General features: G+C 71.2%; 26 protein-coding genes. 13 read left to right on the top strand and 13 right to left on the bottom strand.

Annotated features, from left to right (window positions below; genetic code table 11):
- The first annotated feature begins 52 nt into the window (after window positions 1-52).
- The 7 genes from IEY36_RS21260 to IEY36_RS21230 all read left to right on the top strand — a co-directional run bounded on the left by IEY36_RS21260 (window position 53) and on the right by IEY36_RS21230 (window position 7,369).
- Entirely contained in the window at window positions 53-1,021 is a 969-nt protein-coding gene (locus IEY36_RS21260) for a Bug family tripartite tricarboxylate transporter substrate binding protein (protein WP_188970590.1), read from the top strand.
- A 64-nt stretch (window positions 1,022-1,085) separates the two neighbouring features.
- The gene (locus IEY36_RS21255; protein WP_188970880.1) at window positions 1,086-1,313 is read left to right on the top strand and encodes an exodeoxyribonuclease VII small subunit; all 228 of its coding nucleotides are present in this window, start codon (window positions 1,086-1,088) and stop codon (window positions 1,311-1,313) included.
- 1 nt (window position 1,314) lies between these two features.
- On the top strand, window positions 1,315-2,229 hold the full coding sequence (locus tag IEY36_RS21250; RefSeq protein WP_229681475.1) for a polyprenyl synthetase family protein: 915 nt from the start codon (window positions 1,315-1,317) through the stop codon (window positions 2,227-2,229).
- Window positions 2,229-4,148: a 1-deoxy-D-xylulose-5-phosphate synthase gene (gene dxs, locus IEY36_RS21245; RefSeq protein WP_188970588.1), complete on the top strand. Its 1,920-nt coding sequence runs from the start codon at window positions 2,229-2,231 to the stop codon at window positions 4,146-4,148. The genes IEY36_RS21250 and dxs overlap by 1 nt, the downstream gene beginning before the upstream one ends.
- 4 nt (window positions 4,149-4,152) lie before the next feature.
- Complete coding sequence (locus IEY36_RS21240; RefSeq protein ID WP_188970586.1) at window positions 4,153-5,292, top strand: mandelate racemase/muconate lactonizing enzyme family protein; 1,140 nt, start codon at window positions 4,153-4,155, stop codon at window positions 5,290-5,292.
- 63 nt (window positions 5,293-5,355) lie between these two features.
- On the top strand, window positions 5,356-6,528 hold the full coding sequence (locus IEY36_RS21235; protein ID WP_188970584.1) for a cobalamin-independent methionine synthase II family protein: 1,173 nt from the start codon (window positions 5,356-5,358) through the stop codon (window positions 6,526-6,528).
- 103 nt (window positions 6,529-6,631) lie between these two features.
- A complete protein-coding gene (locus IEY36_RS21230; protein WP_188970582.1) occupies window positions 6,632-7,369 on the top strand; it encodes a TlyA family RNA methyltransferase in 738 nt (245 codons plus the stop codon).
- A 29-nt stretch (window positions 7,370-7,398) separates the two neighbouring features.
- Here IEY36_RS21230 and IEY36_RS21225 read toward each other — a convergent pair whose 3' ends face one another.
- The 5 genes from IEY36_RS21225 to IEY36_RS21205 all read right to left on the bottom strand — a co-directional run bounded on the left by IEY36_RS21225 (window position 7,399) and on the right by IEY36_RS21205 (window position 11,394).
- Entirely contained in the window at window positions 7,399-7,536 is a 138-nt protein-coding gene (locus IEY36_RS21225) for a peptide chain release factor 1 (RefSeq protein ID WP_188970580.1), read from the bottom strand.
- 111 nt (window positions 7,537-7,647) lie between these two features.
- Window positions 7,648-8,568 (bottom strand): S1C family serine protease, encoded by a 921-nt coding sequence (locus tag IEY36_RS21220; protein WP_188970578.1) that lies wholly within the window; start codon window positions 8,566-8,568, stop codon window positions 7,648-7,650.
- A 65-nt stretch (window positions 8,569-8,633) separates the two neighbouring features.
- The gene (locus tag IEY36_RS21215; protein WP_188970576.1) at window positions 8,634-9,536 is read right to left on the bottom strand and encodes a hydroxymethylglutaryl-CoA lyase; all 903 of its coding nucleotides are present in this window, start codon (window positions 9,534-9,536) and stop codon (window positions 8,634-8,636) included.
- A gap of 100 nt (window positions 9,537-9,636) precedes the next feature.
- Window positions 9,637-10,164 carry a biotin transporter BioY gene (locus IEY36_RS21210; protein WP_188970574.1) on the bottom strand — a complete coding sequence of 176 codons (528 nt, stop codon included), beginning with the start codon at window positions 10,162-10,164 and terminating at the stop codon, window positions 9,637-9,639.
- 24 nt (window positions 10,165-10,188) lie between these two features.
- Window positions 10,189-11,394 carry a CaiB/BaiF CoA transferase family protein gene (locus IEY36_RS21205; protein WP_229681474.1) on the bottom strand — a complete coding sequence of 402 codons (1,206 nt, stop codon included), beginning with the start codon at window positions 11,392-11,394 and terminating at the stop codon, window positions 10,189-10,191.
- Window positions 11,395-11,694: 300 nt separating this feature from the next.
- On the opposite strand from IEY36_RS21205, the gene IEY36_RS21200 reads away from it, so the two are divergent.
- From IEY36_RS21200 to IEY36_RS21185, 4 genes are all read left to right on the top strand, one after another.
- On the top strand, window positions 11,695-12,105 hold the full coding sequence (locus IEY36_RS21200; RefSeq protein WP_188970570.1) for a globin family protein: 411 nt from the start codon (window positions 11,695-11,697) through the stop codon (window positions 12,103-12,105).
- A 118-nt stretch (window positions 12,106-12,223) separates the two neighbouring features.
- Window positions 12,224-12,409, top strand: coding sequence for a hypothetical protein (locus tag IEY36_RS21195; RefSeq protein ID WP_188970568.1), 186 nt, complete (start codon window positions 12,224-12,226; stop codon window positions 12,407-12,409).
- Window positions 12,409-13,806, top strand: a complete 1,398-nt coding sequence (locus IEY36_RS21190; protein ID WP_188970566.1) for an amidase — start codon at window positions 12,409-12,411, stop codon at window positions 13,804-13,806. The genes IEY36_RS21195 and IEY36_RS21190 overlap by 1 nt, the downstream gene beginning before the upstream one ends.
- Window positions 13,807-13,825: 19 nt before the next feature.
- Window positions 13,826-15,415 (top strand): hypothetical protein, encoded by a 1,590-nt coding sequence (locus IEY36_RS21185; protein ID WP_188970564.1) that lies wholly within the window; start codon window positions 13,826-13,828, stop codon window positions 15,413-15,415.
- A gap of 298 nt (window positions 15,416-15,713) precedes the next feature.
- Here IEY36_RS21185 and IEY36_RS21180 read toward each other — a convergent pair whose 3' ends face one another.
- The 3 genes from IEY36_RS21180 to IEY36_RS21170 all read right to left on the bottom strand — a co-directional run bounded on the left by IEY36_RS21180 (window position 15,714) and on the right by IEY36_RS21170 (window position 18,678).
- Entirely contained in the window at window positions 15,714-16,844 is a 1,131-nt protein-coding gene (locus IEY36_RS21180; protein WP_188970562.1) for a YbfB/YjiJ family MFS transporter, read from the bottom strand.
- A 252-nt stretch (window positions 16,845-17,096) separates the two neighbouring features.
- A complete protein-coding gene (locus tag IEY36_RS21175) occupies window positions 17,097-17,933 on the bottom strand; it encodes a lipid-binding SYLF domain-containing protein (protein WP_229681473.1) in 837 nt (278 codons plus the stop codon).
- A 106-nt stretch (window positions 17,934-18,039) separates the two neighbouring features.
- Window positions 18,040-18,678, bottom strand: coding sequence for a histidine phosphatase family protein (locus IEY36_RS21170; RefSeq protein ID WP_188970558.1), 639 nt, complete (start codon window positions 18,676-18,678; stop codon window positions 18,040-18,042).
- 63 nt (window positions 18,679-18,741) lie between these two features.
- Here IEY36_RS21170 and IEY36_RS21165 point away from each other — a divergent pair, with 63 nt between their 5' ends.
- A complete protein-coding gene (locus IEY36_RS21165) occupies window positions 18,742-19,236 on the top strand; it encodes a GNAT family N-acetyltransferase (RefSeq protein WP_188970556.1) in 495 nt (164 codons plus the stop codon).
- A gap of 46 nt (window positions 19,237-19,282) precedes the next feature.
- On the opposite strand, the gene IEY36_RS21160 is transcribed toward IEY36_RS21165, so the two are convergent.
- Genes IEY36_RS21160 through IEY36_RS21145 form a run of 4 tightly spaced genes read right to left on the bottom strand, consistent with a single transcriptional unit; the run spans window position 19,283 to window position 23,297 of the window.
- Entirely contained in the window at window positions 19,283-20,113 is an 831-nt protein-coding gene (locus IEY36_RS21160; protein WP_229681472.1) for an ABC transporter permease, read from the bottom strand.
- Window positions 20,110-20,859 (bottom strand): ABC transporter ATP-binding protein, encoded by a 750-nt coding sequence (locus IEY36_RS21155; protein ID WP_188970554.1) that lies wholly within the window; start codon window positions 20,857-20,859, stop codon window positions 20,110-20,112. Before IEY36_RS21155 ends, IEY36_RS21160 begins: the two co-directional genes overlap by 4 nt.
- Window positions 20,860-20,898: 39 nt before the next feature.
- Window positions 20,899-22,080 carry a hypothetical protein gene (locus IEY36_RS21150; RefSeq protein WP_188970552.1) on the bottom strand — a complete coding sequence of 394 codons (1,182 nt, stop codon included), beginning with the start codon at window positions 22,078-22,080 and terminating at the stop codon, window positions 20,899-20,901.
- A complete protein-coding gene (locus tag IEY36_RS21145) occupies window positions 22,077-23,297 on the bottom strand; it encodes a hypothetical protein (RefSeq protein ID WP_188970550.1) in 1,221 nt (406 codons plus the stop codon). The genes IEY36_RS21150 and IEY36_RS21145 overlap by 4 nt, the downstream gene beginning before the upstream one ends.
- A gap of 152 nt (window positions 23,298-23,449) precedes the next feature.
- On the opposite strand from IEY36_RS21145, the gene IEY36_RS21140 reads away from it, so the two are divergent.
- On the top strand, window positions 23,450-24,394 hold the full coding sequence (locus IEY36_RS21140; protein ID WP_229681471.1) for a Tim44 domain-containing protein: 945 nt from the start codon (window positions 23,450-23,452) through the stop codon (window positions 24,392-24,394).
- Between the two features lie 221 nt (window positions 24,395-24,615).
- On the opposite strand, the gene IEY36_RS21135 is transcribed toward IEY36_RS21140, so the two are convergent.
- A complete protein-coding gene (locus IEY36_RS21135; RefSeq protein WP_188970540.1) occupies window positions 24,616-25,290 on the bottom strand; it encodes an RraA family protein in 675 nt (224 codons plus the stop codon).
- Window positions 25,291-25,299: the final 9 nt, after the last annotated feature.

Below are 25,299 nucleotides of genomic sequence, written 5' to 3'. Positions count from 1 at the left end.
GGCCAGCCGCGCCCTATCCCCTCCCGTGCTTATCCGGGGAGGAGAATTCTCGATGAACCGCCGCGCCCTGCTCGCCGCCCTGCCGGCGGCAACCCTGCTGCCGCGCCTCGCCGTCGCCCAGGCCGCCTGGCCCGACCAGCCCATCCGCGCCATCGTCCCCTTCGCCCCCGGCTCCGCCACCGACACCGTCGCCCGCGTGGTGGCCGACGGCATGCGCCCGACCCTCGGCCAGCCCGTCGTGGTGGAAAACCGCGCCGGCGCCAACGGCCTGATCGGCGCCGAGGCCGTCGCCCGCGCGCCCGCCGACGGCAACACCGTCCTGATCGGCACCAACTCCACCAACGCCGCCGCCAACGCCCTGTTCAAGCGCGTCCCCTTCGACATGGAGAACGGCTTCATCCCCGTCTCCACCATCGCCACCGTGCCGCTGCTGGTCGCCGTGAAGGCCGACAGCCCGTACCGGACGCTGGCCGAGCTGATCACCGCCGCACGCGCCCGGCCGGAGGCGATCACCTTTGCCTCGGCCTCCTCCTCGCAGCGCGTCGCCACGGAATCCCTGGCGGCACAGGCCAATGTGAAGATGCTCTACGTGCCCTACCGCTCCTCGCCGCTCGCGGTGCAGGACGTGCTGTCGGGCCGGGTGGACCTGTTCATCGCCGACCAGGCCGTCATCCTGCCGCAGGCCCAGGCGGGCACGCTGCGCATCCTTGCCGTCACCTCGGCCGAGCGTTCCGCCGCCGTGCCGGACGTGCCCACGGTGCGCGAGGCCGCCAGCCTGCCGGATTACGAGGTGATCGCCTGGTTCACCCTGTTCGCCCCGGCCGGCACCCCGGCGGACCGCGTTGCGAAGCTGAACGCCGCCGCCGTCGCCTCCCTGGCCACCGAGGAAGTCCGCGCGCGCCTGGGCACCTTCGGGATGAACATCCGTTCCTCGACCCCGGCCGAGGCCGCCGCCTTCGTCCGCGCCGAGACGGTGAAATGGACCAACGCCATCCGCCAGGCTGGCATCGAGCCGGAATAGCCCGCGCCTCCCTTTGGCGGTACAATGACCGGGCATGGCCAGTAAACGGACCGAGGCGGGCGAGATGCCCGCCGATATCGAAACCCTCACCTTCGAGCAGGCGCTGTCCGAGCTCGAAGGTATCGTCAAGGCGCTGGAGAGCGGACAGGGGGCGCTGGAGGCCTCGGTCGCCGCCTATCAGCGTGGCGCCGCATTGCGGGCGCATTGCGAACGCAAGCTCGCCGAGGCCGAGCAGAAGGTGCAGGCCATTGTCGAAGGCCCCGCCGGGCTGACGCTCAGGGATGTCGAATAACATGGACACGCTCCCGGCCGCGGACGAAGCGCTGCGCGTCGCGATGGCCGAGGCTGCCGCCGATATCGACCTCGCGCTCGACATGCTGATCCCGCCCTCGGAAGGTCCCGAAGCGCGGCTGTTCGATGCCATGCGTTATGCTTCGATGGGTGGCGGCAAGCGGCTGCGCGGCTTCCTGGTGCTGGAATGCGCCCGGCAATTCAGCGTCGGCCGCGACACCGCCCTGCGCACGGCGGCGGCGATCGAGATGCTGCACGCCTACTCGCTGGTGCATGACGACCTGCCCTGCATGGACGATGACGATTTGCGCCGCGGCAAGCCCACCGTCCACAAGGCCTTCGACGAAGCGACCGCGGTGCTCGCCGGCGATGCGTTGCAGGCCAATGCCTTCTACGTGCTGTCCGAACCCGACACCCATGCCGACCCGGCGGTGCGCATCGAATTGTGCCGCAACCTCGCCCGCGCCGCCGGCCCGCGCGGCATGTGCGGCGGCCAGATGATGGACATGCTGGCCGAAGCCGCCGGCGGCCCGATGGAGGAAGCCCAGATCGGCCGCCTGCAGATGCTCAAGACCGGCAAGCTGATCGAATTCGCCGCCGAGGCCGGCGCCATCCTCGGCAAGGCGCCGCTGCAGATGCGCCATGCGCTGGCCGCCTATGGCCGCGACCTTGGTGCCGCCTTCCAGATCGCCGACGACCTGCTCGACGCCACCTCCTCCCCCGAGGAGGCCGGCAAGCGCACCGGCAAGGACGAGGCGGCCGGCAAGGCGACACTGGTCGGCCTGCTCGGCCTGCCGCGCGCCCGTTCGCAATCGCAGCGACTGGCCGCCCAGGCGGCGGCGCATCTGGACGTGCTGGGCGATCGTGCCGATCTGTTGCGGGCGCTCGCGGCCTACGCGATCGCGCGGAGGAATTGATGACCCGCCCTGTCACCCCCCTGCTCGACCGCGTGACCGTCCCGGCCGACCTGCGCAATTTCTCGACCGAGCAGCTTAAGTCGCTGGCCGATGAATTGCGCGCCGAGACGATCGACGCCGTCTCCGTCACCGGCGGGCATCTGGGTGCCTCGCTCGGCGTTGTGGAGCTGACGCTCGCCGTCCATGCGGTGTTCGACACGCCGAATGACCGGCTGATCTGGGATGTCGGCCACCAGGCCTATCCGCATAAGATCCTGACCGGGCGGCGCGACCGCATCCGCACCCTGCGCCAGGGCGGCGGGCTGTCGGGCTTCACCAAGCGTTCGGAATCCGAATACGACCCCTTCGGCGCGGCGCATTCCAGCACGAGCATTTCCGCCGGCCTCGGCATGGCGGTGGCGCGCGACCTCAAGGGCGACGACCGCCACGTCATCGCCATCATCGGCGACGGCGCAATGAGCGCGGGCATGGCCTATGAAGCCATGAACAATGCCGGCGCGTCGAAGGCGAACCTGATCGTCATCCTCAACGACAACGACATGTCGATCGCCCCGCCGGTCGGCGCGATGTCGGCCTATCTGTCGCGGCTGATCTCCTCGCGCCCCTTCCTGTCGGTGCGCGACATGATGGCGCGACTGGCCAAGCGCTTCCCCGGGCCGCTCGAACGCGCCGCGCGCCGCGCCGACGAATACGCCCGCGGCTGGTTCACCGGCGGCACGCTGTTCGAGGAACTGGGCTTCTACTATGTCGGCCCGGTGGACGGGCACAATCTCGACCACCTGCTGCCGATCCTGCGCAACCTGCGCGACACCGACCATGCCGGGCCGATCCTGCTGCATGTCGTGACGCAGAAGGGCAAGGGCTACGCGCCGGCCGAAGCGGCGGCGGACAAGTATCACGGCGTGCAGAAATTCAACGTCATCACCGGCGAACAGGCCAAGGCGCCGCCCGGCCCGCCCTCCTACACCAAGGTCTTCGCCAACGCCCTGATCACTGAGGCCGAGGCGGATGACCGCATCGTCGCGATCAACGCCGCCATGCCTTCCGGCACCGGCATGGATGCCTTCGCGAAGAGGTTCCCGAAGCGCTGCTTCGATGTTGGCATCGCCGAACAGCACGCCGTCACCTTCGCCGCCGGCATGGCGACGGAAGGGATGAGGCCGTTCTGCGCGATCTATTCCACCTTCCTCCAGCGCGCCTACGACCAGGTGATGCACGACGTCGCGCTGCAGTCGCTGCCGGTGCGCTTCGCCATGGACCGAGCCGGGCTGGTCGGCGCCGATGGCGCGACGCATGCCGGCATCTTCGACATCGCCTATCTCGGCTGCCTGCCTGGCTTCGTGCTGATGGCCGCCGCCGACGAGGTCGAGCTGATGCACATGGTCGCCACCGCGGCCTCGATCGACGACCGGCCCTGTGGCTTCCGCTATCCGCGTGGCGAGGGCCTCGGCCTCGACCTGCCGGCGCGCGGTTCGGTGCTCGAGATCGGCCGCGGCCGCATGCTGCGCGAGGGCACCTCGATCGCCATCCTGTCCTATGGTGCACGGCTGCCGGAATGCCTGAAGGCGGCCGATGAACTTGCCACCCATGGCCTTTCCTGCACCGTTGCCGATGCACGCTTCGCCAAGCCGCTTGACACCGCGCTGGTTGAGCGTCTCGCCCGCGAGCACGAGGTGCTGATCACCATCGAGGAAGGCTCGATCCTCGGCTTCGGCGGGCTGGTGATGCATCATCTCGCGATGCGCGGCCTGCTCGATCGCGGCCTCAAGATCCGCCCGATGTGCCTGCCCGACCGCTTCATCGACCATGACGCGCCGCGCAAGCAGTATGACGAGGCCGGGCTGAACGCGCCGCAGATCGTCGCGACCGCGCTCGCCGCGCTGGGGCAATCCGCTGCGGTGCTGCCGGCGCGGGCCTGACGCCATGGCCCGCGGCACCATCATCCGCGCGGTCCAGCCGCATGTGCTGATGGCCGACCTGACCGAGCCCTTCGCCTATTCGCAAGCCTGGTATCGCCGCCGCGGCGCCATGCTGGTCGAGATCACCACCGAGGACGACATCACCGGCTGGGGCGAGGCCTTCGGCCCACCGGAACTCACCGCGCCGATCGTCACCTGGCTGGCACCGCTGCTGATCGGCCAGGACGCCATCGCACGCGAGGCGCTGTGGCAGGCGCTGTACAATCGCCTGCGCGACCACGGCCAACGCGGCATCGTCGTCGAGGCGATCAGCGCCATCGACATCGCGCTGTGGGACATTGCCGGCAAGGTGCTGGGCGAACCGGTGCACCGCCTGCTCGGCGGCCCGCTGCGCATGGAGATCGAAGCCTACGCCACCGGCTTCTATCGCCGCGAACGCGACGACCATCTCGCCTATCTGACCGAGGAAGCCGAGCATCGCCTGTCGGAAGGCTTCCGCACGCTGAAGCTGAAAGCCGGCTGGGGCCTCGCTGAGGACATCGCGCTGACGCGTGCCTTCCGCGCCGCCATCGGCCCGGATGTCGGCCTGCTGGTCGATTGCAACCATGCCTATGACGCCCCGGCCGCCATCGCCTTCGGCAATGCGGTCGCGCCCTGCGACATCGGCTGGTTCGAGGAACCGGTGCCGCCCGAGGACATCGACGGTTATCTCGAGGTCAAGGCACGCCAGCCCATTCCCGTCGCGGGCGGCGAGGCCTGCTTCGCCCGCTGGGGCTGCCGCGACATGATCACCCGCCGCGCCGCCGACATCCTACAGCCCGACGTCGCGGCCTGCGGCGGCATCTCGGAACTCAAGAAGATCGCCGACATGGCCAGCGCCTTCGGCATGCGCGTGAACCCGCATGTCTGGGGCACGGGCGTGGCGCTCGCCGCCTCGCTGCACCTTCTCGCCGTCATCCCCGACAATCCGCCGGGACTGTTCCCGCGCGCCCCGCTGCTGGAACTCGACAGGTCCCCGCATCCGGTGCGCGATGCGCTGCTGGTCGACCACATCGCCGCGCGTGATGGCCGTGTCGCGGTGCCGCAAGGCCCGGGGCTCGGCATCACCATCGACCGCGCCGCGCTGGACCGCTTCCGCGCCTGACCCTCTGGCGCCCCAAGCCCGCGCGACGCATCCTCGCGCCCGACACAATAAGGGAGGATCACCATGCGCCGTTCTGAAGGCCGCATCCTGACGACGCATACCGGCAGCCTGCCGCGCCCGAAGGCGTTGACCGAACTCTTCGCCCGCCGCACGCGCGGCGAGGCCGTCGACGAAGCCGACATCACGCGCGAAGGCAAGGCGGCGACCCGCGTCATCCTGCCGCGCCAGGTCGAAGCCGGCCTCGACGTCATCAACAATGGCGAGCAGGAACGCGATTCCTTCGCACTCTACATCCGCCACCGCCTGACCGGCATTGGCGGGCAAAGCAGCCGCGCCGGCTTCGGCGACCTCGACAACTACCCCGACTACAAGCAGGCCTTCATCGACGCCAATGCCGAGAAGGTGGCGGTCAGCAACACCGCGCATCTGCCCGCCGCGATCGGCCCCGTCGCCTATCCCGATACCACGGCGATCGACGACGAGCTCGCCGACTTCGCGCAGGCGCTGCAACCTCTCGCCGGCCGCTACGTCGAATCCTTCATGTCCGCACCCTCGCCGGGCATCGTCGGCTCCATCGTGCAGAACCGCCACTACGCCACAGAAGATGCGTATTTCGCCGCCCTCGGCGCCGCCCTGCGCGTCGAATACGAAGCCATCCATCGCGCCGGCCATGTGCTGCAACTCGACTGCCCGGACCTCGCGCTGGAACGCCACGTCTCCTACCGCGACCGGCCGCTGGCGGACTTCCTCGACTTCGTCGAACGCGTCGTCGCCACCATCAACACCGCCATCGCCGACATCCCGCGCGACCGCATGCGCCTGCATGTCTGCTGGGGCAATTACGAAGCGCCGCACGACCTCGACGTGCCGCTCGCCGAGATCTGGCCGATCATCCGCCAGGCGCACGTCGGCGGCTTCGTGCTGCCCTTCGCCAATCCGCGGCACGCGCACGAAACCCGCGTCATCGCGGAACACCCGATGGATGACGACCAGATCCTCGTCGCCGGCGTGATCGACACCCTCACCAACTTCGTCGAACACCCCGAAGTCGTCGCCGAGCGCCTCGAACGCGCAGCCCAGGCGGTGGGCGACCCGACGCGCGTGCTCGCCGGCACCGATTGCGGCTTCGACACCGCCGCCGGGCGCGGCCGCGTCACGCCCGATGTCGTGTGGGCCAAGATGCGCAGCATGGCCGAGGGCGCGCGCATCGCCTCCGGCCGCCTGTTCGGGGGCTGAGCGATGTGCTGGCTCTGCCAGGCGCGCGGCCTCACCCACGGCGCACCGCCACCGGCCCCGCCCAAGCCGGTCGCCGACGCGCCGGCGCCGACACGCTGAGACCATGGCCAAGCAACGCGCCGATGTCGTGCTGGTGGAACGCGGCCTCGCGGAATCGCGCACCCGCGCCCAGGCGCTGATCCTCGCCGGCAAGGTGTTCTCCGGCGAGCGCCGCGTCGCCAAGGCCGGCGACCTGCTGGCCGAGGGCATGCCACTGGAGGTGCGCGGCCAGGACCATCCCTGGGTCAGCCGCGGCGGCATCAAGCTCGCCCACGCGCTGGCGCATTTCGGCCTGTCGCCGGCGGGGCGCGTCGCGCTCGATGTCGGCGCCTCGACCGGCGGCTTCACCGATGTGCTGCTGACCCAGGGCGCCACCAAGGTCTATGCAGTCGATGTCGGCCATGGCCAGCTCGACTGGAAACTGCGCAACGACCCCCGCGTGGTGGTGCTGGAACGCACCAATGCCCGTCACCTAACCGCCGAGCAGATCCCGGAACCGCCTGGCGTGGTGGTTTGCGACGCCTCCTTCATCGGGCTGCGCACGGTGCTGCCGGCGGCACTGGGGCTGGCCGCACCGGGCGCCTTCGCGGTCGCGCTGATCAAGCCGCAATTCGAGGCCGGGCCGGAGAAGGTCGGCAAGGGCGGCGTGGTGCGCGACCCCGCGGTGCATGAGGAGGTCTGCGCCATGATCCGCGACTGGTGGTCGGCCGTGCCAAGCTGGCGCGTGCTGGGCATCGAGGCCAGCCCGATCACCGGGCCGGAAGGCAACCGCGAATTCCTGATCGCGTCGCTAAAGGCTTAACGGTCGAAGCCGCGCCCCGGCCGGGCGCATCATCGGCCCGGCTGCGGCCTCTCGCGCGCGATTTCCGCCAGGATCGCCCAAACCCGTTCGGCGTCCATCCGGGTCTCCGGATCGTTCAGCAGGCGGTCCAGCTCAGCCTCGCGTCGCTCGGTCTCGGCTTCGGACATGCAACCCTCCAGGCCAGTGCTTCGCACCGCACAATCGCCACAGTCGAGGTGAAAAGCGCCTTAATCAAGGTAAGGTTGCGGCAGATGCCGGGCACAAGGGTGTGATGCCGCTCACCCGCGGCAGAGCAGTTGGAACACCGCTGGGGCCACGGCCGCCGAGACGGCCCGCGCCCCGGTGCCGCCGCCACCCGACCCACGCTCCGGCCGCACGCCCTGCTCGGCGAGGAACCCTTCCACCTGCGCAGCGCGAATGGCGAAGTTGACGCCCTGCGGCAGGCTGCCGGTGGCGCGCAACACGGCGATGTCGTTCAGCCGGCCCACCGCGACGCCCAGCAGCAGCCCCGCATCGTCGACCGCCGGCCCGCCGGAATTGCCCGGCTGCACCGCCGCGTTCATCTGGAAGCGCGACGCATCGCCACCCGGCCCCGCTAGCCCGGTGACGATGCCGTTGGTGACATTGATGCCGGTGCCGAGCGCCTGCCCGTAGGGGAAGCCGAACACCAACACGGTCTCGCCGAGGTCCACCGTGGCGCGGTCGCGGAACCGCACCACCGAGGGGAAGCTGTGCCCCACATTGATCAGCGCCAAGTCCCGGCCGCGATCCATCGCCACGATGCGTACCGGCCGCCCCTGGTCATCCGTCACGGACCGGCAGCCGCGCACGACATGGGCATTGGTCACCGCCAGCCCGTTGGTGGCGACGGCAAAGGCCGAGCCGGTGCCGATCGGCCGCCCTTCCCGCCGATCCGCGCGGTCGGGGGCTTCGGCCACCGCATCATTCGGCGCCGGCTTACCAGGGGTGGCGGCCGGGGCGCCGGGCGGCGTGGCGGGGGCTGTCTGAACAGGTACGGCGGTGCCGTCGGAGCGGCGGACATATTGCGCCACGGGCGCCGTCCCGCCGCCGTAATCGGTGACGATCGTGCCGTCCTCACTGGCCGCGGCAGGCCCCGGCCCGGCGCCGTCAGGCGCCAAGCCCTCCGGCGCACAGGCGGCCGAGAGCAGCAGAACGACCAGGGCGGAAGCGTATCGCATACGCCCCGACAGATTGGGTGCCCGGACCGCCCGCGAAAGGGCGCGCGAGGCGGCCAGGCGCCGCGTCACGCCGCCAGCCGCGCCGCCGGCACCGCGCGCATGCGCCCACCGGGCACCGCGCCGGGAATCGCGGCGGCCATGTCGGCGGCGACGAGCAGCCGGCGCCAATCCACGCCGGTGGCGACACCCATGCGGCCGAACATCCACACCACATCCTCGGTCGCCACATTGCCGGTCGCACCGGGCGCGAAGGGGCAGCCGCCGATGCCGCCCGCCGCGCTGTCGAACACCCGGCAGCCGGCTTCCCAGGCAGCGGAGACATTGGCGACGCCCATGCCGTAGGTGTCATGGCCGTGGAAGGCGAAGCGATTACCCCAGGTGCCGATGGCGTGGCGGAACACGCGGGAGACCTGGTCGGGGCTCGCATTGCCGGTGGTGTCGGCGAGCGCGATCTCCATCTCCGGGTTCAGCGCGACGATGCGCTCGATCCAAGGCATCACCTCGGCCTCCGGCACCACGCCGTCGAACGGGCAATGGAACACACAGGACAGGTTGAAGCGGATCAGCGTGCCCTTCGGCGTGTCCTGCACCAGTTTCGCCAACTCATCGAAGCTCTCCTCCCGCGTGCGGTTGAGGTTCGCCTTGTTGTGCCCGGCCGTCGCCGACATGAAGAAACCGAGCCGGTCCGCGCCATGCTCGATGGCGGTGTCGAAGCCGCGGCGGTTCGGCACCAGCACGGTCGATTCCAGCCCCGGCATCTTCCTGCAGGCGGCGAGCACCACCTCGGTCTGCGCCATTTGCGGGATCGCCTTGGGCGAGACGAAGGAGCCGACCTCCATGCGCCGCAGCCCGGCATCGTAGCAGGCCTGGATCAGGGCAATCTTGGCCTCGGTGCTGACCAGCGCGCCGGTGATCGACTGGATGCCGTCGCGCGGCGCGACCTCGCTGATGATGGCGGTCTCGGTCATCCGACTATTCCTTCCTCCGGCCCATGGGCGTTGGGACCGGTGTATCCCCGGCGCGGGGCGGCGGCAACGCAAGGCTGCGCCCGCCGCCACAAGGCCGCCGTTAGACCCGCCGGGCCGCCCGTAGCAGCACCAGCGTCAGCGCCGTCTTCACCACCAGCCCAGGCACGAAGGCTCCGAACCCCGCCGCGATGGCGCGCTCGACCCCGACAAAGCCGGCCAGCCAGGCGACACCCGGGATGAACACCACCAGATGCGCCACGGTCAGCACCACCCCGGCGCGCAGCCAGCCGCGCCCGGCATGGCCGGCGACCCACGCCGCCGCCAGGAAGCCGAGCAGATAGCCCGCCGTCGGCCCGGCCAGCACGGCGAGCCCGCCCGTCCCATGGGCGAAGACCGGCAGCCCGGCCGCCCCCTCGGCGAGATAGAGCGCCACCGCCACCACGCCGAAGCGCGCCCCGCCGAAGGCGCCGAGCAACAGCACCACCAGCGTCTGCATCGTCGCCGGCACCGGCCACATCGGCACCGCCACCTGGGCGGAAGCGGCCAGCGCGGCGGAACCGAGCAACGCGAGGCCCCAGAAACGAACGGCGGCGCGCGCGCCCTGCGGCGCGAGGGATACGGTAGTCATCAGGCGGGAATCTCCAGGCAGGGATCAGGCGGAAGCGGTCAGTGGCGCGGTCTCGCCGCGCTCGAGCGCCTCGAAGACCATCGCGTTATGTGCGCCGGCGGCAACCCCCGGCCAGCGCACCATTTGTTGCGGCGTGACACCATCGAAGCGGAACGGCGCGGCCGGGTGCAGCACCGGGCCGAGCAGCGGGTCGGCCACCTCCATCACCCAGCCGCGGTCGCGGAAATGCGGGTCATTGGCGCAATCGGCCATGTCGAACAGGCGCGAACACGGCACTTCGGCGGCTTCGAGGATCGCCTCGGCCTCGGCGCCGGTCTTCGTGCGCGTCCAGTCGGCAATCGCGGCGTCGAGTTCGCCCACCTCGGCGCAGCGCCCGGCATTGGTGGCGAAGCGCGGGTCGGCGGCCAATTCGGGCTTGCCGATCGCCGCCATCAGCCGCTTGAAGATCAGGTCGGAATTGCCGGCGATGCACAGCCACTTCCCATCCGCGCAGGGATAGGTGTTGGTCGGCGCTGCGGTCTTGATCGCCGCGCCCTGCGGCTGCCGCACCCAGCCGAACAGCCCGTATTCCGGCAGCATGCCCTCCATCAGCGAGAACACGCTGCTGACCAGGTCGACATCCACCACGCGGCCCCTGGCCGCCGGATTGCCCTTCACTTCCCAACAGGCGGCGACCACCGCCATGGCGCAATACATGCCGGCGAGGTCGTCGCTGATCGACACGCCGCAGCGCGGCGGCGCGTATTCCGTTTGGCCCGGATTGGCGGTCAGGTGACGCAACCCGCCCATCGCCTCGCCAATGGCGCCGAAGGCCGGCTTGTCGCGATAGGGCCCTTCCTGGCCGTAGCCGGAAATCCGCCCGATGATCAGCCGTGGGTTCTCCGCATGCAGCACATCCGGCCCGAGCCCGATGCGTTCGAGGTAACCGGCGCGGAAATTCTCCACCAGCGCATCGGCGCGCTTGAGCAGCGCCACCAGCTTCGCCCGGTCCTCCGGCTTCTTCAGGTCGAGCGTCACAGACAGCTTGTTGCGCCCATGCACGCTGAACCACACGGCATTGCCGTCGACTGAACTGCCCCAGCCACGCACCGGGTCGCCGCCCGGCGGTTCCACCTTCACCACCTCGGCGCCGAGGTCCGCGAGTAGTCGGGTGGCGAAGGGCGCGGCGATGTAGTGGCCGAGCTCGACGATCTTCAGCCCGGCGAGGGGCAGCTTGGGCGCATGCGTCATGTCCCAACCCATAGGCCGGAACGTCGCGGTCGCGAAGATTGCGTGGTGATCTTGGCAACGGTTCGGCAATTGGTCCTGTGGCAGAATGCTCCTGCCGGGGCGCTCTGCCGCCCCGACATCCTGGACGGCCCGGGTTCCTCCCTCCCGGTGCCCCGGCCCCCCTTTATCGGGCCGCCAGCCTTCGGGGGCGGCGCCAGACGGCTGCCGCCCCCATCTTTTTTCCGTGCCGGCAACAATCCTTGCTGCAACGCGCCATGACGCTGCGCCATGCTGACCCTCTCACCCGATACAGGAACGACCATGTCCCCCGACCAGACGCGCATCGTGCAGACGACCTGGAAGCAGGTGGTGCCGATTGCCGACACCGCCGCCAACCTGTTCTACGATCGGCTGTTCGAGATCGACCCCACGGCCCGCCCGCTGTTCAAGGCCGAGACCCTGCCGGAACAGAAGCGCAAGCTGATGACCATGCTGGGCGTCGTGGTCGCCGGCCTGTCGCGGCCGGAGGAGATCATCCCCGCCGCGCAGGCGTTGGCCCGCCGCCACGCCGGCTATGGCGTGGCCGACAGCCAGTATGACAGCGTCGGCGCCGCCCTGTTCTGGACCCTGGAACAGGGCCTCGGCCCGGCCTGGACCACCGAGGCGCAAGAGGCCTGGACCGCCGCCTATACGCTGCTCGCGGGGGTGATGCGGCAGGCAACGCCCGCCTGATCCTCGCCACAGCGCGACCACAGGGCGACCACAGCAAAGCCATCCGGCACCGATAACTTCCGCGTCAGCCCCTTTTGCGGCAGGTTGGCACGCAAGCAGGGACAAGGATGGCTGAGGCATGACCGAGGATGAGGCGCTCGCCCGCGCGGCGGGCCTGGGGGACAAGTGGCTCGGTCGCGAGGCCGAGATCGCCGAGGCCGTGAGCCATGCCCGCCGCCTGGCCGGCGCCTTCACCCACCCGTCGGACGAGCGCGCCGAGCCGATCCCGGCCTATGTCGTCCCCGCTACCAAGGCCGCCCGGTGATGCACGGCGAATTGCATGAACTGACCCTCGCCGAAGCCTCCGCCGCCATCGCGAAGCGCCGGATCGCTCCGCTCGAGTATCTCGACGCGCTGCGCGCCCGCTTCGACGCGCTGGAACCGCGGCTGAACACCACCATCCTGCCGCTGTGGGATGCCGCGCGGGATGAGGCGAAGAAGGCCGGGCGGCGCATCGCCCGCTCCGGGCCGCGCTCGCCCATCGACGGGCTGCCGGTCGGGCTGAAGGACATCATCGACCTCGCCGGCCAGGTCACCACCTGCCATTCGCGCCACCTGCTCACCAACATGAAGACCGAGGACGCGGCGGTGGTCGCCCGGCTGCGCGCCGCCGGCGCCCTGTTCCCGGTCAAGCTCGCCACCCATGAATTCGCCATCGGCGGCCCGGCCTTCGACCTGCCCTTTCCGCCGGCGCGCAACCCATGGAACACGGCGCACCATCCGGGCGGCTCCTCCTCCGGGTCGGGGTCGATCGTCGGCGCGAACATTCTGCCCGCCGCCCTCGGTACCGATACCGGCGGCTCGGTGCGCCACCCGGCGAGCCATTGCGGCATCGTCGGTATGAAGGCGACCTACGGCCTCGTCTCGCGCCGCGGCGTCTTCCCGCTCGCCTATACGCTCGACCATGTCGGGCCGATGACCAAGGACGTCGCCTCCAACGCCATGCTGCTCTCGGTGATGGCCGGCCATGACGTGCAGGACCCGGGCTCCGCCGCCCACAAGGCGGAGAATTACGGCCGCCACATGAAGAAGGGCCTGAAGGGCCTGACGATCGGCTTCGTCCGCCATTTCCATGAATCGGACCAGCCCGCCGCGCCGGAAGTCGCCGCCGCCCTCGAAACCGCGGCGAAGCTGCTGGCGAAGGAGGGGGCGACGATGAAAAACATCACCCTGCCTTCGCTGAACGAATTCGCCGGCGTGAACCGCGCCATCCTGATGGGCGAGGCCGCCGCCATCCATGGGCGCTGGTTGCGCGAGGCGCCGGAGGGCTATTCCAACCTGACGCGCAAGCGCCTCGCCCCCGGCCTGTTCGTCCGCGCCGAGGACTATGTCCAGGCGCAGCGCCGCCGCCGCGAACTGATCGCCGCCGTCGAGGCCGCCTTCGCGGGCGTCGACCTGCTGCTGACCGCCTCCAGCATGGACCCGGCCTGCCGCATCGACGACCCCGAGGCGGTCGAGATCACCTATCCCCGCCAGGCCCGAACTCCCTTCAACGTCACCGGCCACCCGGCCATGACGATGATGTGCGGTCTGTCCAAGGCCGAGGGGCTGCCGCTTGCCCTGCAGCTGGTCGGGCGTTTCTTCGACGAGGCGACGATCTACCGCGCCGCCGCCGCCTATGAACGCGCCGCGCCCTGGAAGGACCTCCGCCCCGCGCTGTAAGGCGCGCGCGGAGACAGCCATGAGCCCGGACAGTTCCATCCTCAGCCGGCCCGTACCTGCGCTCACACCCGCGCCGGCGCCCGGCCTTACCGCGCCCTCCCCCCGCATGCGGCGGCTGCTGCGCGGCGCGGCGGTGCCGCTGCTGCTGCTAGTTGCGGCGGGCCTGTTGCGCGCCTTCGCCTTCGTCCCCGCGGTGATCGACACCGACGAAGGCCTGTACATGGTGCAGGCGCGCGAATGGCTGCACGGCAACTGGCCGCTGGTCGGCGTGTGGGACATGCACCCGGTCGGCGCGCCGGCACTGTTCGCCTCCATCATGTGGCTATTCGGCGAGGCGATCTGGGTGCCGCGCATGCTCGGCCTGGTCGGCACCTGGCTGACCGCCTGGGGGCTCTTCGCCATCGTGCGCTTTGCCACCGCGCCACCGGCGCTGGGGCTGGCCGCCGGGCTGCTGTACCTCGCGCATTCGACGCTGCTGGGCGGGCTCGCCACCAATACCGAGATCCTCTTCGCGCCGCTCGTCACCTGGTCGATGGCGCTCGGCCTGCGCAGCGCACGCCGTGCCTTCGAACACGACGAGGCGCCGCCCTTCATCAAGATCGTGGCGATGGGGCTGCTGATCGGCTGCGCACTGGCGATCAAGCCGGTCTCGGTCTTCGAGGGCTGCCTGGCTTGGCTGCTACTGGTCGGTCCGCCGGTGCTGCGCGGGCTCATGCGCTGGCGCCGCGTGCTTGGCTATGCGGCGGTCTATACCGTGCTCTGTGCCTTGCCGACGCTGCTGCTGGGCTTCGCCTATCTGCTGCGGGGCGAGCTCGACGCCTTCATCACCGGCACCTTCATTGCCCCGCTGCGCTATGCCGGCGGCCGAATCCCCATCACCGACGCCAGCCGCTTCACGCTGATCGTGGTGATGATCCTGCTCTGGGCCTTCGCCCTGCTGCTGCCGGCGCTGATCCGCCCACGGGTCAAGCGCGGGCCGGTCGCGCTGCTGCGCTGGGTCGCCGTCGCCTGGTTCATCGCCGCCACCGGGGCGGTGGTGATGCCGGGGATGTACTACCAGCACTATTACCTGATCTGGCTGCCGCCGCTCTGCCTGCTCGCCGCCCTGGGTGCGCGGCGGCTGGCACATTCGGCACGGGCCGGGCTGGTGGTACCGGCCTTCGCCCTGCTGGTCGGCGGCGTGACGATGGATGCCTGGCGTTCCTCGACCGTGCCGGAACTCTACGGCGCGATCGGCCTCGGCGGTCCCGACCCGGTGCGCGAGGTCGCCGCCGCCATTCGCCGCGAGATCGAACCGGGCGACAAGATTTGGGTCGCGAACTACCACCCGGTGCTCTACGTCATGGCCAATGCCGGGCTGGCGACGCGCTACGCCTTCCCCGGGCAGCTCGTCGGCCAGCATTGGCGCGTCACCGGCATCGACCCGAATGAGGAAGTCGCCCGCATCCTGGCCAGCAATCCGCAGGCCATCGTGGTCGATCGCGGCTGGTGGCCGCGGGTGCGCCCCCGCATCGCGGCGATGATCGAGGACGCGCTGGCAGAACGCTACGACCTCGCCTCGGTGGTCTACGAGGAACGCGGGCCGGTGGAGATCTGGCGGCTGAAGTGAATGGGCGGGGCGCCGTCCTTGCGCTTGAGGACAGGAAGACGGTGGAGGGGCTTTGCCCCTCCCCGGACCCCTCCCCACCAAAGGCCTAAGGGCCTCTGGACACCAATACTTGGCGCTGGGCAGGGTGGTGGACGCGTCGGGCCCGGCGCCGCGGATCTTCTTTGGCCGCGGCGCCCATCGCACACTGCTGCCCACCAGTGCACCCACGGCGCCCGGCACCCGATGACGGCATTCCAAAGGCCCCGGGCCTTTGGTGGAGGTGGTCCGGAGGGGGCAAAGCCCCATCCGGCCTTCACTGTCACCGCTCCGTCGGCCGATCCGCCATCGCCACCAGCAGCGATAGTACTGACAGCCCTAGCCCGGCCGCGAAGATCGCCGCATGGCTTTCCCCGGTTGCGCCGAACAGCGCCGCCATGGCGAAGCCCGTCACCGCCTGCGCCACCGCGAAGGCCGCCGTGGTGCGCACCCAGACCAGCCCGGCCTGTGCCCCTGCGCGTTCCCGTGCGGCAGCCAACGCCACCGCCGTCACGCTGACCGCCGCCACCCCCGACAGCAGCCCTGAGACCACCAGCCACGGCACCCCCGGCAACAGCGCGCCGCCCAGCGCCGCCACCTGCACCGACAGCGCCAGCACCATCGCGCGTCGCCCGCCAAGCCGATCCGCCAAGGCGCCGCCCGCCAGGCTGCCGGAGACCGCGCCGACGCCGAACACCACCCACATCAACCCGCCCGCCTGCAGCCCGAGCCCATGCCCTCGCGCCGCGAGGTCGGCCAGGTAGACCATCGGCGGCACCAGCCCCGCGCCCGACAACCCGTAGGACAGCACCAGCTTGCCCACCGGCGGCAACGTCCCGTGCTGGCGGGTCTGCGCCGCCATCGGCGGTGGCGTCGGCCAGAAGCGCCGCGCCGCCGCCCACAACAGCAACGTCGTCGCCGAGAGCCCCAGCCAGGCGGCCGCGACCCCCTGCCCGACCACTAGCGCCGGCACCAGCAAGGCGCCAAGCGTGATGCCCGACCCCACGCCCAGCAGCACCAACCCGCCCGCCACGCCGCGTCGCTGCGGTGGGACCACGGCCTGCACCGCCGGCCCGGCCAGCCCCATCAACACGCCACCGGCGATCCCGGCTAGGCAGCGCCAGACGCCCAGCCAGGCGAGGCCGCCCTGCCAGGCGCAGCAGGCCGCCGCCAGCGCGGCCAAGCCCATGCCGAGATCCAGCGCTCGCGGCACCGACAGCGCCCGCGCCACCGAGCGCGCCGACAGCACGCCGATCAGATAGCCGGTGAGGTTCAACGCGCCGAGCAGACCCGCGCCGGCGCCATCCACCCAGCCCGCCGCGACCATCGCCGGAAACAACGGGACATAGGCGAAGCGTGCGAGGCCGATGCCGGAACAGGTCGCCGCCGCGCCAGCCAGGGCGGGAGCAAACAACGGCCGGTTCATGGTCGCGCGGCGGCGGGGCTGCGCGCGTGTCTCGGGGTCATGCCGGTCTCCGATGACACGCCTCGCCCTTCGGGTGGCCCGGGCGCCGGGCCCCTGTCGCAGCGTGCCGCATCACCTAACGAGATGGCGCGCCAACCAGCCGGGGCGCAAGGCATCGGCCATGACGATTCCGGGCATCTGCCACGCCGGGCACGATCAGTCGGTCGGGCGGTCTGGAGGGGTGACGCCCTCCAGCCCTGATTACCGCGTCCCGCGCGGCGGCGAGGGCAGACTCTCGGTCCGCACCTGCGGCGTGCCGCTATTGCCGGGGGCGGGCGTGATCACCTCGCGCGGCGCGGCCGAGCCTTGCGGCACCGGCGCGGCGGAACCCTGCGGGGGCGCCTCGCTGGCGGCCGGCGCCTCGGACAGCCGCATCAACGCCGCGCGCAGCGGGTCGCTGCCGGGGTTATGTGCCGCCATATCAACCACAATCTGGTTCGCCGAGACGTCGCGGCCAAAATAGGCGCGGTTCCATTCGGCGCGGGGGTCGAGGTAGTTGCCATCCAGCGAGACGCCGGCGAACAACCCGCGTGCCCGCGCGATGGTCACGATATCCGCGCCCACCGCCGCGGTCGTCGAACCCGAAATGCCGCGCCCCAGCGTGCCGAGCGCCACGCCCGCATCGGCACCGAACTTGAAATGATGCTCCAGCAGCGCCTCAAGCGCCTTGTCGTTCATGATCAGCATCAGGACCTGGGCATCCTGCACGCCGGCCTGGAAGCCGATCGACCCGCCGCCCATGGTGTAGAAGGCCGGCGAGGACCAGGACCCATTGCCATCGCGCGCGACCAGCACGCAATCGCCGCCCTGGGCGCCGAAAATGAAGCCGGCGCGAAACACGCGCGGGCAGATCATCGCCGCCCGGGCGCGGCCAAGCATCGAGCGCGCATCGGCCGTCGCCTCGCCGAGGTCCATCACCTCGTGCAAGGCGAGCGTGGCCCGATCGACGAGCGATTGCTGGTCCCCCTGGGCGCGGGCCTCGCGCGCGCCGAAGACGAGGCTCAGCGCGGCGAAGGCGAAAAACGCAAGACGGCGCATGAACCAAACCCCCCAAGCCATTGATGGGGCAATGTTCTAACCGGTCTATCGGGGCAAGACAAAGGTTTCGCGATGGCAGATGCGTGACCGGGGCAGTCCTGCCCGCTCAATCTTCCGTCGCGGGCGGTGTCCAGGGTTCCTCATTCACCGCCGCGACGCGCCAATCCGGACCGTGTTTCTCGACCCGCGTCAGCGACAGGTTCTTGATGCTGAAGATCAGCGCCTGGTCCGGCGTCAGGCCCATCGCATGGGCGAGCACGGCGCGGATCGACCCGCCATGGGCGACGATCACCACATCCTGGCCTTCCAGCAGCGTCGCCATGCGTTCCATCACGGCGGCGACGCGTGCCTGCACCTCGCGGAAGGATTCGCCGCCGGGCGGGTGCTCCTCCCCGCCATGCGGCCAGAAGGGGTGCGCCGGATGCGTCAGCAGCGCCGGCAGCGCATCATGCGGAATGCCCTGCCACTCGCCCAGATGCTGCTCGGCGAGATCGGCTTCTTGCTCCAGCGCGGATTCCGGATAGCCGGCGGCGAAGATGGCAGCGGCGGTGAAGCGCGTGCGCGACAGGCTGGTGACGAACCAGCGCGCCGGCTGCGGCAGCCGCCGGGCGAGCCAACGATACGACGCCGCCTCCTCCCGCAAGGCCAGGTCGCACAGGGCGACATCCATCGAGCCATAGAGCACGGCGCGGGCGGAGGGCTCCACCAGCGCGTGGCGGACAAGGAAAAATCGTGTTGGGGTCACGCGCCTCCTCTACCCCAGCACGGCGGGGATTGGGAGAGGCCGCAGGCGCGCTATCATCACCACATGGACATCACGACCCATGACGCCTGGACCCCCGGCGCGATCGGCGACATCGCCGCCCTGCATGCGCGCCATTATGCCGCGAGCCATGGCTTCGGCGCCTTCTTCGAAGCGAAGGTGGCGCGCGAGCTCGGCGACTTCCTGCTGCGTTTCGATCCGGCGCGGGACCTGTTCCGCTGTGCCACGGGCGACGGCCGCGTGCTCGGTTCGCTCGTGCTGGATTGCGGCGAGGACCCCGCCTCGGCCCATCTGCGCTGGTTCATCATGGACCCCGCGCTGCGCGGCAAAGGCCTGGGCCGCCGCTGGCTCGACGAGGCGATCGCACAGGCACAACGTATCGCCGCACCGCAAATCCATCTCTGGACGCTGGCCGGCCTCGACGCCGCCGCGCATCTCTACGCCAGCGCCGGCTTCGTCCTGACGGAGGAGGTCGTCGCGGAACAATGGGGCCGCAGCGTGACAGAACGGCGCCTGGCGATGCCGCTCGCACCGGATTGACGATCCTTCGCCGGCCCGCCGTGCCGATGCGGCGGGCGGCCCCGCATCACTCCCCGATGTTGAGCAGCGCCCCACGGACCCGCGCCGCATAGAACTGCGCGAGGAAGATCCACGCCGCCACCGCCATCCACACCACATCGAGCAGCAACGCCCAGCCCAGGTGCCCCCAGGCGATGGTGCCGCCCATCAACGCCGCGCGCATGCCCTCGAAGACATGCGCCGCCGGAATGGCCAGCGCCACCGGCTGCAGCCAGGTCGGCAAGATCGCCACCGGGTAGAACACCGCCGCGAAGGGCGCGATGCCGAACATCACGCCCCAGGCCAGTGCCTCCGCCCCGGCGCCATGGCGCAGGATCAGCGCGGTGACGGCGAGTGCCACCGCCCAGCCCATCGCCATCAACGCAAAGACGTAGGCGACCAGCACCGGGCCCAGCGTCCACACCCCGAAGCCGTACAGGAAGAAGGCGAGCACCATGGCCGGCAGCACCGCCGCGACGGTGCGCAACACGCTCATCGCCGCCAGCCCCGCCACCAATTCCCACGGCCGCAGCGGCGAGACGAACAGATGCCCGAGATTGCGCGACCAGACTTCCTCGAGGAAGGAGATGGCGAAGCCCATTTGGCTGCGCAGTGTCACCTCCCACAGCAGCACGCCGCCGAGCAGCACCCCGGCCGCGACCGAGGCGGTATTGCCCTGCACCCCCGCGAGATAAGCGGTGATGAAGCCCCACACGACCATCTGCAGCACCGGCCAGTACATCAGCTCCAGCAGCCGCGGCCACGAGCGCCGGTACAGCGCCAGGTGGCGGAACATCAGCCCCCAGATGCGCCGCGCGGACGACCCCTGCGGCCTCGTCGGGATCACCATGCCGGTCATGCTTCTTCCCTCGCCCGGCCGCGTGCGATGTCGAGGAACACCTCCTCCAGGTCGTCGCGCCCATAGCGGCGCAGCAGGTCGTCCGGGCTGCCCGCATCGACCGCCTTGCCGCCCTTGAGCATCAGCACGTGGGAGCAGAGCCGCTCCACCTCCGCCATGTTGTGGCTGGCCAGCAAGATCGCCGCGCCGCTCTCCGCCCGATAGCGTTCCAACGCGCTGCGCACCCAATCGCCGGTATCGGGGTCGAGGCTCGCCGTCGGTTCATCCAGCAGCAGCAATGCCGGCCGGTTGATCAGTGCCTTGGCCAGCGCGACCCGCGTCTTCTGCCCGGCCGAAAGCTGCCCCGCCGGGCGTTTGGCGAAATCGCCGAGGGCGAATTCCTCGACCAGTTCGGCGATGCGACGCTTGCTGTCCGGCACGCCATAAAGATGCGCATAGACGCGCAGATTCTCGTCCACCGTGAGCCGGTGCGGCAGCGCGATATAGGGCGAGGAAAAGTTCATCCCCGCCAGCGCGGCGAAGCGGTCCGTCGCCATGTCGTGGCCGAGCGCGACCACGCGCCCCCCGCTCGGCACCAGCAACCCGAGCAGCATGGCGATGGTGGTCGACTTCCCCGCCCCATTGCCACCGAGCAGCCCCCAGGTCTCGCCCATGGGCATGGTGAAGGTCAGCCCGTCCACCGCCGGCGTGTCGCCGGGGCGATAGGTCTTGGTGAGGCCCTCGACGAGCAGCGCCGGCGTTTCCATGCTGCCGCATATCGGCCCTCCGGCGCCGCGCGCCAAGGCTCAACCCGTTGGCCGGCGGCTCTCCACCAGGCGGCCCTGGAACAGGGTGATGCCCATCTCCCAGCCCCAGGCAATGGCGGCGGGACGATCGACCCCCGACAGCTCGACAGCATCGCGTTCGCCCGGAAAAGCGGCGCGCAGCGCCTCCGCCGCCGGCGTGCCCAGCGCCGGCAAGGCCTCCGACCAGCGCAGCCGCACCCGGCCGATCCCCGCCCGGGCCGGCGGCACCGCCAGCAGCGCCCCCGGCCCCGCCGCCTCCAGCATCGGCCGATGCCCGCGCGCCAGCAGCAGGTCCCGCGCGAAGACGAAGCCCACCGGGTCGATCGCCGCCTCCTCCGCCGCCAGGGCGACGGTGAGCGCACCGCGCAGCGCCGCCGGCCACAACGCGTCCAGGCGCAGGAAATCCGGCGAAGTGACCGCATCCACCCCCAAGGCGAGGCTCAGCGGCCCGATCCCGCGCAGTTCCTCGGTGCGCGCCAGCCCGGCCAGCAGCCGGCGGTCGAGCACGCGCCGCAACCGCCGCGCCAACCCCGGCGCCAGGCCCAGTTCGGTCCCCGGCAGCAGCGCATCCCGGACATCCAGCAGGGACAGGCGCCGGTCCTCGCGCAACGGTTCCGGCGCGCCGCCGCCAGGCACCAGGCGGCAGACCTTCCGCCGCCGCAGGAAGGCGGAGACATCGGCCGAGGCGAGTGCCCGTTCGGCGGCGGCGATCGCGTCGCCATCCGGGGCACGGCCCGCCGGCGGGGGCGCGGCCGCTCGCACGGCGGCAAGCAGGCCCAGCGCTTCCTCGACCGCCGCCAACACCGCCGCGGCCTGGTCAGGCAGCCGCAACAGGCTGACAGAGGCGGCCGCCTCCTGCGGTTCCAGCATTCCGGCAAGGATGCGTTCGGTCTCGGCCAGGTGATGACCAGGCATCGCCTCGACCGCCACCAGCCCGCCGCGCGGCAGGTCGAAGACCCGCGTGCGCGAGGTGCGGCGCAGCCCCTCCCACGCCCCCACCAGCATCGCGAATTGCGGCCCATGGCGCCGCACCGGGGCGAGGCGCGACGGGCGAAACAGCAGCACCCGCCGCTCCACCCCGGCAGCGACGGTCTCCCGCACCAGCCCGGCCAGGGCAACGGCACCGGCAGCGCCGGGCGGCGTGCCGAGCGCGCCCAGGACCGGCACCTCGTCGAGGATCATGGCGCGGCCTCCATCGGCAGCAGCGCGGCGAGCAGCGACAGGTTCGCGCAGCCGGCACGGCCCGCCGGCGTGGCGGCGGCGGCGCGCGCGGCGCAGGCACTGCGCGTGCAGGCGCCCGCCTGCGGGCAGGCCGCCATCCGTCGGGCGGCGAGCAGCGCCTCGATCCAGCTGCCGGCGAAGCGCGTGATGCCGACCGAGACCCCCCATTCCAGCGCCGCCGCGCCGTCGCAGCGCGTCAGCACCAGCCGCGCCGGGTCCACCCGGCGCAGCGCGCTGGCCGCCGTCCGCTCGGCCATCGCCGGCGACCAGCGCAGCAGCAACAGGTCGGCAGGCAAGGCCTCGGGGACCAGCAGCGCGAGGGCGGCGGCATCGAGGCCTCGCACCGCCAACCCCCACCCCGCCCGGCGCAATGCCGCGCGGCGCAGAGCGAGGCCGTCGGCCATCGCCTCCGCCGCCGAGAGCGTGGCGATCAGCGCGGGCGCGACGGCGGCCGCGTCGTCCTCCCCGCTCGCCACCGGCATGTCGGGCAGCAGCGCCAGCGGCAGGTCGATCAGCAGCGGCACGGTGGGGATGGTGCCGAGCAGCTCATCCCGCCGCGGCGGCTCTGCAAGCTCGGTGAGCAGGCGTCCGCAGAGCCGGTCATGCGCGTGGCGCGCGAGATCGGCATCCGCCCCGGCGGCGCCCAGATGCGGCGCCAGCGCCTCGACCGGCACCCGCAACCGCAGCAATACCAAGCGTTGCGGCGCCCCGGCGGCCAGATGCAGCACGCCCTCCCGGCGCAGCAGCGCCGGCAGCGTGACGGCATCGGCCAGCGCCTCGATCCGCGTGGCGAGGGGCGCGGTGGCGTTGGCGGCGGCGGCCGGCACCAGCCCCGGCAGGGTGAGCAGGATCGCCACCGCATCGGGCAGGTCGAGTCGCTCCGGCGCCGCGCCCAAGAGCCGTTCGAGCAGGGCAGCGACACGCGCGCCGTCGGCGGCCTCCGCCTCGGTGAGCAGCAATTCGCCCGCGGCGGTCTCGATCACGCTACCGCCACGCGGCCGGCCGGCTTCCTCGAGCAGTGCCAGGGCGACTCGCCGCCGGGCCGGCAGGCCAGGTGCGGCAAGGCGCAACGCCACGCGGCCAGGCGGCCCGCGCAGGGCGCGCCTGACCGCATCGGCGCCGGGCCCCGTCGGCGCGCCGGCATCGCCAACGGCGGCGGAATTTTCCTGCCGTGTCATACCCTGCATCCTGCGGAGGCGCGGCGGGACAGTCCGCGCGCCCGCCGAGCATCCGGCAAGGCGGGTGAAGGAAGTGTTGCGCGCATGCCCATCGAAATCGGCGAGCAGATCGCCTATATTGCCAGAAATTCATGTCGGAGACGCCAAGACCCATGCGCCGCATCGCAGCCTTCCTGACGGCCTTCGCCGCCGTTGCCCTCGTCCTCGCGCCGTTCATGGCCGAGGCACGGCCGGGCGGCAGCACCTCCTCGGGCAGCCGCGGCAGCCGGACCTATTCGGCACCGCCGCCGACGCAGACCGCGCCGGGCAGCGCGCAGACCTTCGGCCGCACCGCGACGACGCCCAGCACGCCGACCCGCCCGGGCATGACGCCCGGCGTGGCCTCGCCGCAGCGCGGCTTCCTCGGGTCGTTCGGCGGTGCCTTGCTGGCCGGCGGACTGATCGGCGGGTTGCTCGGCTTCGGCCTGTTCGGCGGCGGGGCGGGCTTCGGCGCCATGCTCGGCATGCTGCTGCAGATCGCGCTGATCGGCTTCGCCGTGATGTTCGTGGTGCGGCTGATCCGCGGCCGCCGTGCCGCCACCGCCGGCGGGCCGCAGCCGGGCTACGCCTTCCAGCCGCAGCCCGAGGCGAAGCAGTTCGGTGGTCTGGGCGGCATGAAGGGGGCGGCCCCAGCCGCGGCGCCGGTCAATATCGGTCCGGGCGACTTCCAGGCCTTCGAGCGGACGCTGCAGGCCGTCAACATCGCCTGGTCGAAGCGCGACCTGTCCGCGCTGCGCGCCGTCTCGACGCCCGAGATGGTGTCGTATTTCGCGCAGGATCTGCGCGACCTCGAAGCGCGCAACTGGCGCAACGAGACGCGCGACGTGAAGCTTGAACAGGGCGATCTGTCGGAAGCCTGGAGCGAGGATGGCGAGGACTACGCCACCGTCGCGATGCGCTTCTCGATGCTGGATGCGACCTTCGACAACGCGACCAACAAGCTGGTCGAGGGCAGCACCACGGTGCGCACCGAGGCGACCGAGCTGTGGACCTTCGTGCGCAAGGGCCCGGGCGGCAACTGGATGCTCTCGGCGATCCAGCAGACGCAGACGGCCTGACGCCAGCCGGCGCCAATGCCGAAGGGCCGGGGAAGAGTTCCCCGGCCCTCTTTTGTGTCGGGCGCGACGGTATCGCCCGCCGCACCATTCGGCCCGGTGCGCGGCATCGGGCCGCGAGCGTACAGCGCGACCGCGCCGAGACGTCCCGCCGCGGCCCGTGCCTCAGTGCACGGCGCGCAAGCCAAGCACGCGGAGGCGGCGCCTGAGGCCAGGACGCCGGCTCACGCGCCGGCGCAGCCCTTGGCGCGCAGCATCTCCAGCACCCAGGCGCGGTCATAGCTGCGCGCGTCGATCGCCGCCTGCGCCTTCTGCTCTTTGGCGTTGTGCGCCTCGGCCAGGGCGATGACCTCGGCCGCCTCGGCGCGCGGCACCACCACCACGCCATCGGCATCCGCGACGATCAGGTCGCCCGGCATCACCACTTGGCCGCCGCAGGAAATCGGGTGGCCGATCTCGCCGGGGCCGTCCTTGTAGGGGCCGGAGGGCGTCGCGCCGCAGGCCCAGACGCCGATATCCATCGCCGCCAGTGCCTCGACATCGCGCACCGCGCCATCAAGCACGATGCCCTGCACGCCGCGCGTCAGCGCGTGGCCGATCATCAGCTCGCCCATCAGCGCGATGGCGAGGTCACCGCCGCCATCGCCGACGATGATGTCGCCGGGCGCGGCCATGTCGCAGGCGTGGTGCAGCAGCAGGTTGTCGCCGGCGCGGGCGCGCACGGTGAAGGCCGGGCCGGCGATGACCTTCCTGCCGCCGAAGGGGCGGAAGCCGCCGCGCATGGTCTGCATACGGCTCATGACATCGCCGATATTAGCGGCAGGCAGCGCCGCGGCGCGGGCGATCAGCGCCGGACCAACGCGTTGGGTAACGGGGGCGATGCGAAAGCCGACGGTCATGGGGCTGTG

This window comes from Neoroseomonas lacus (assembly GCF_014644535.1).
GTDB classification, from domain to species: Bacteria; Pseudomonadota; Alphaproteobacteria; order Acetobacterales; family Acetobacteraceae; genus Neoroseomonas; species Neoroseomonas lacus.
Note: the sequence above shows the minus strand (reverse complement) of the source record. Positions and strands in the feature narration are given on the sequence as shown.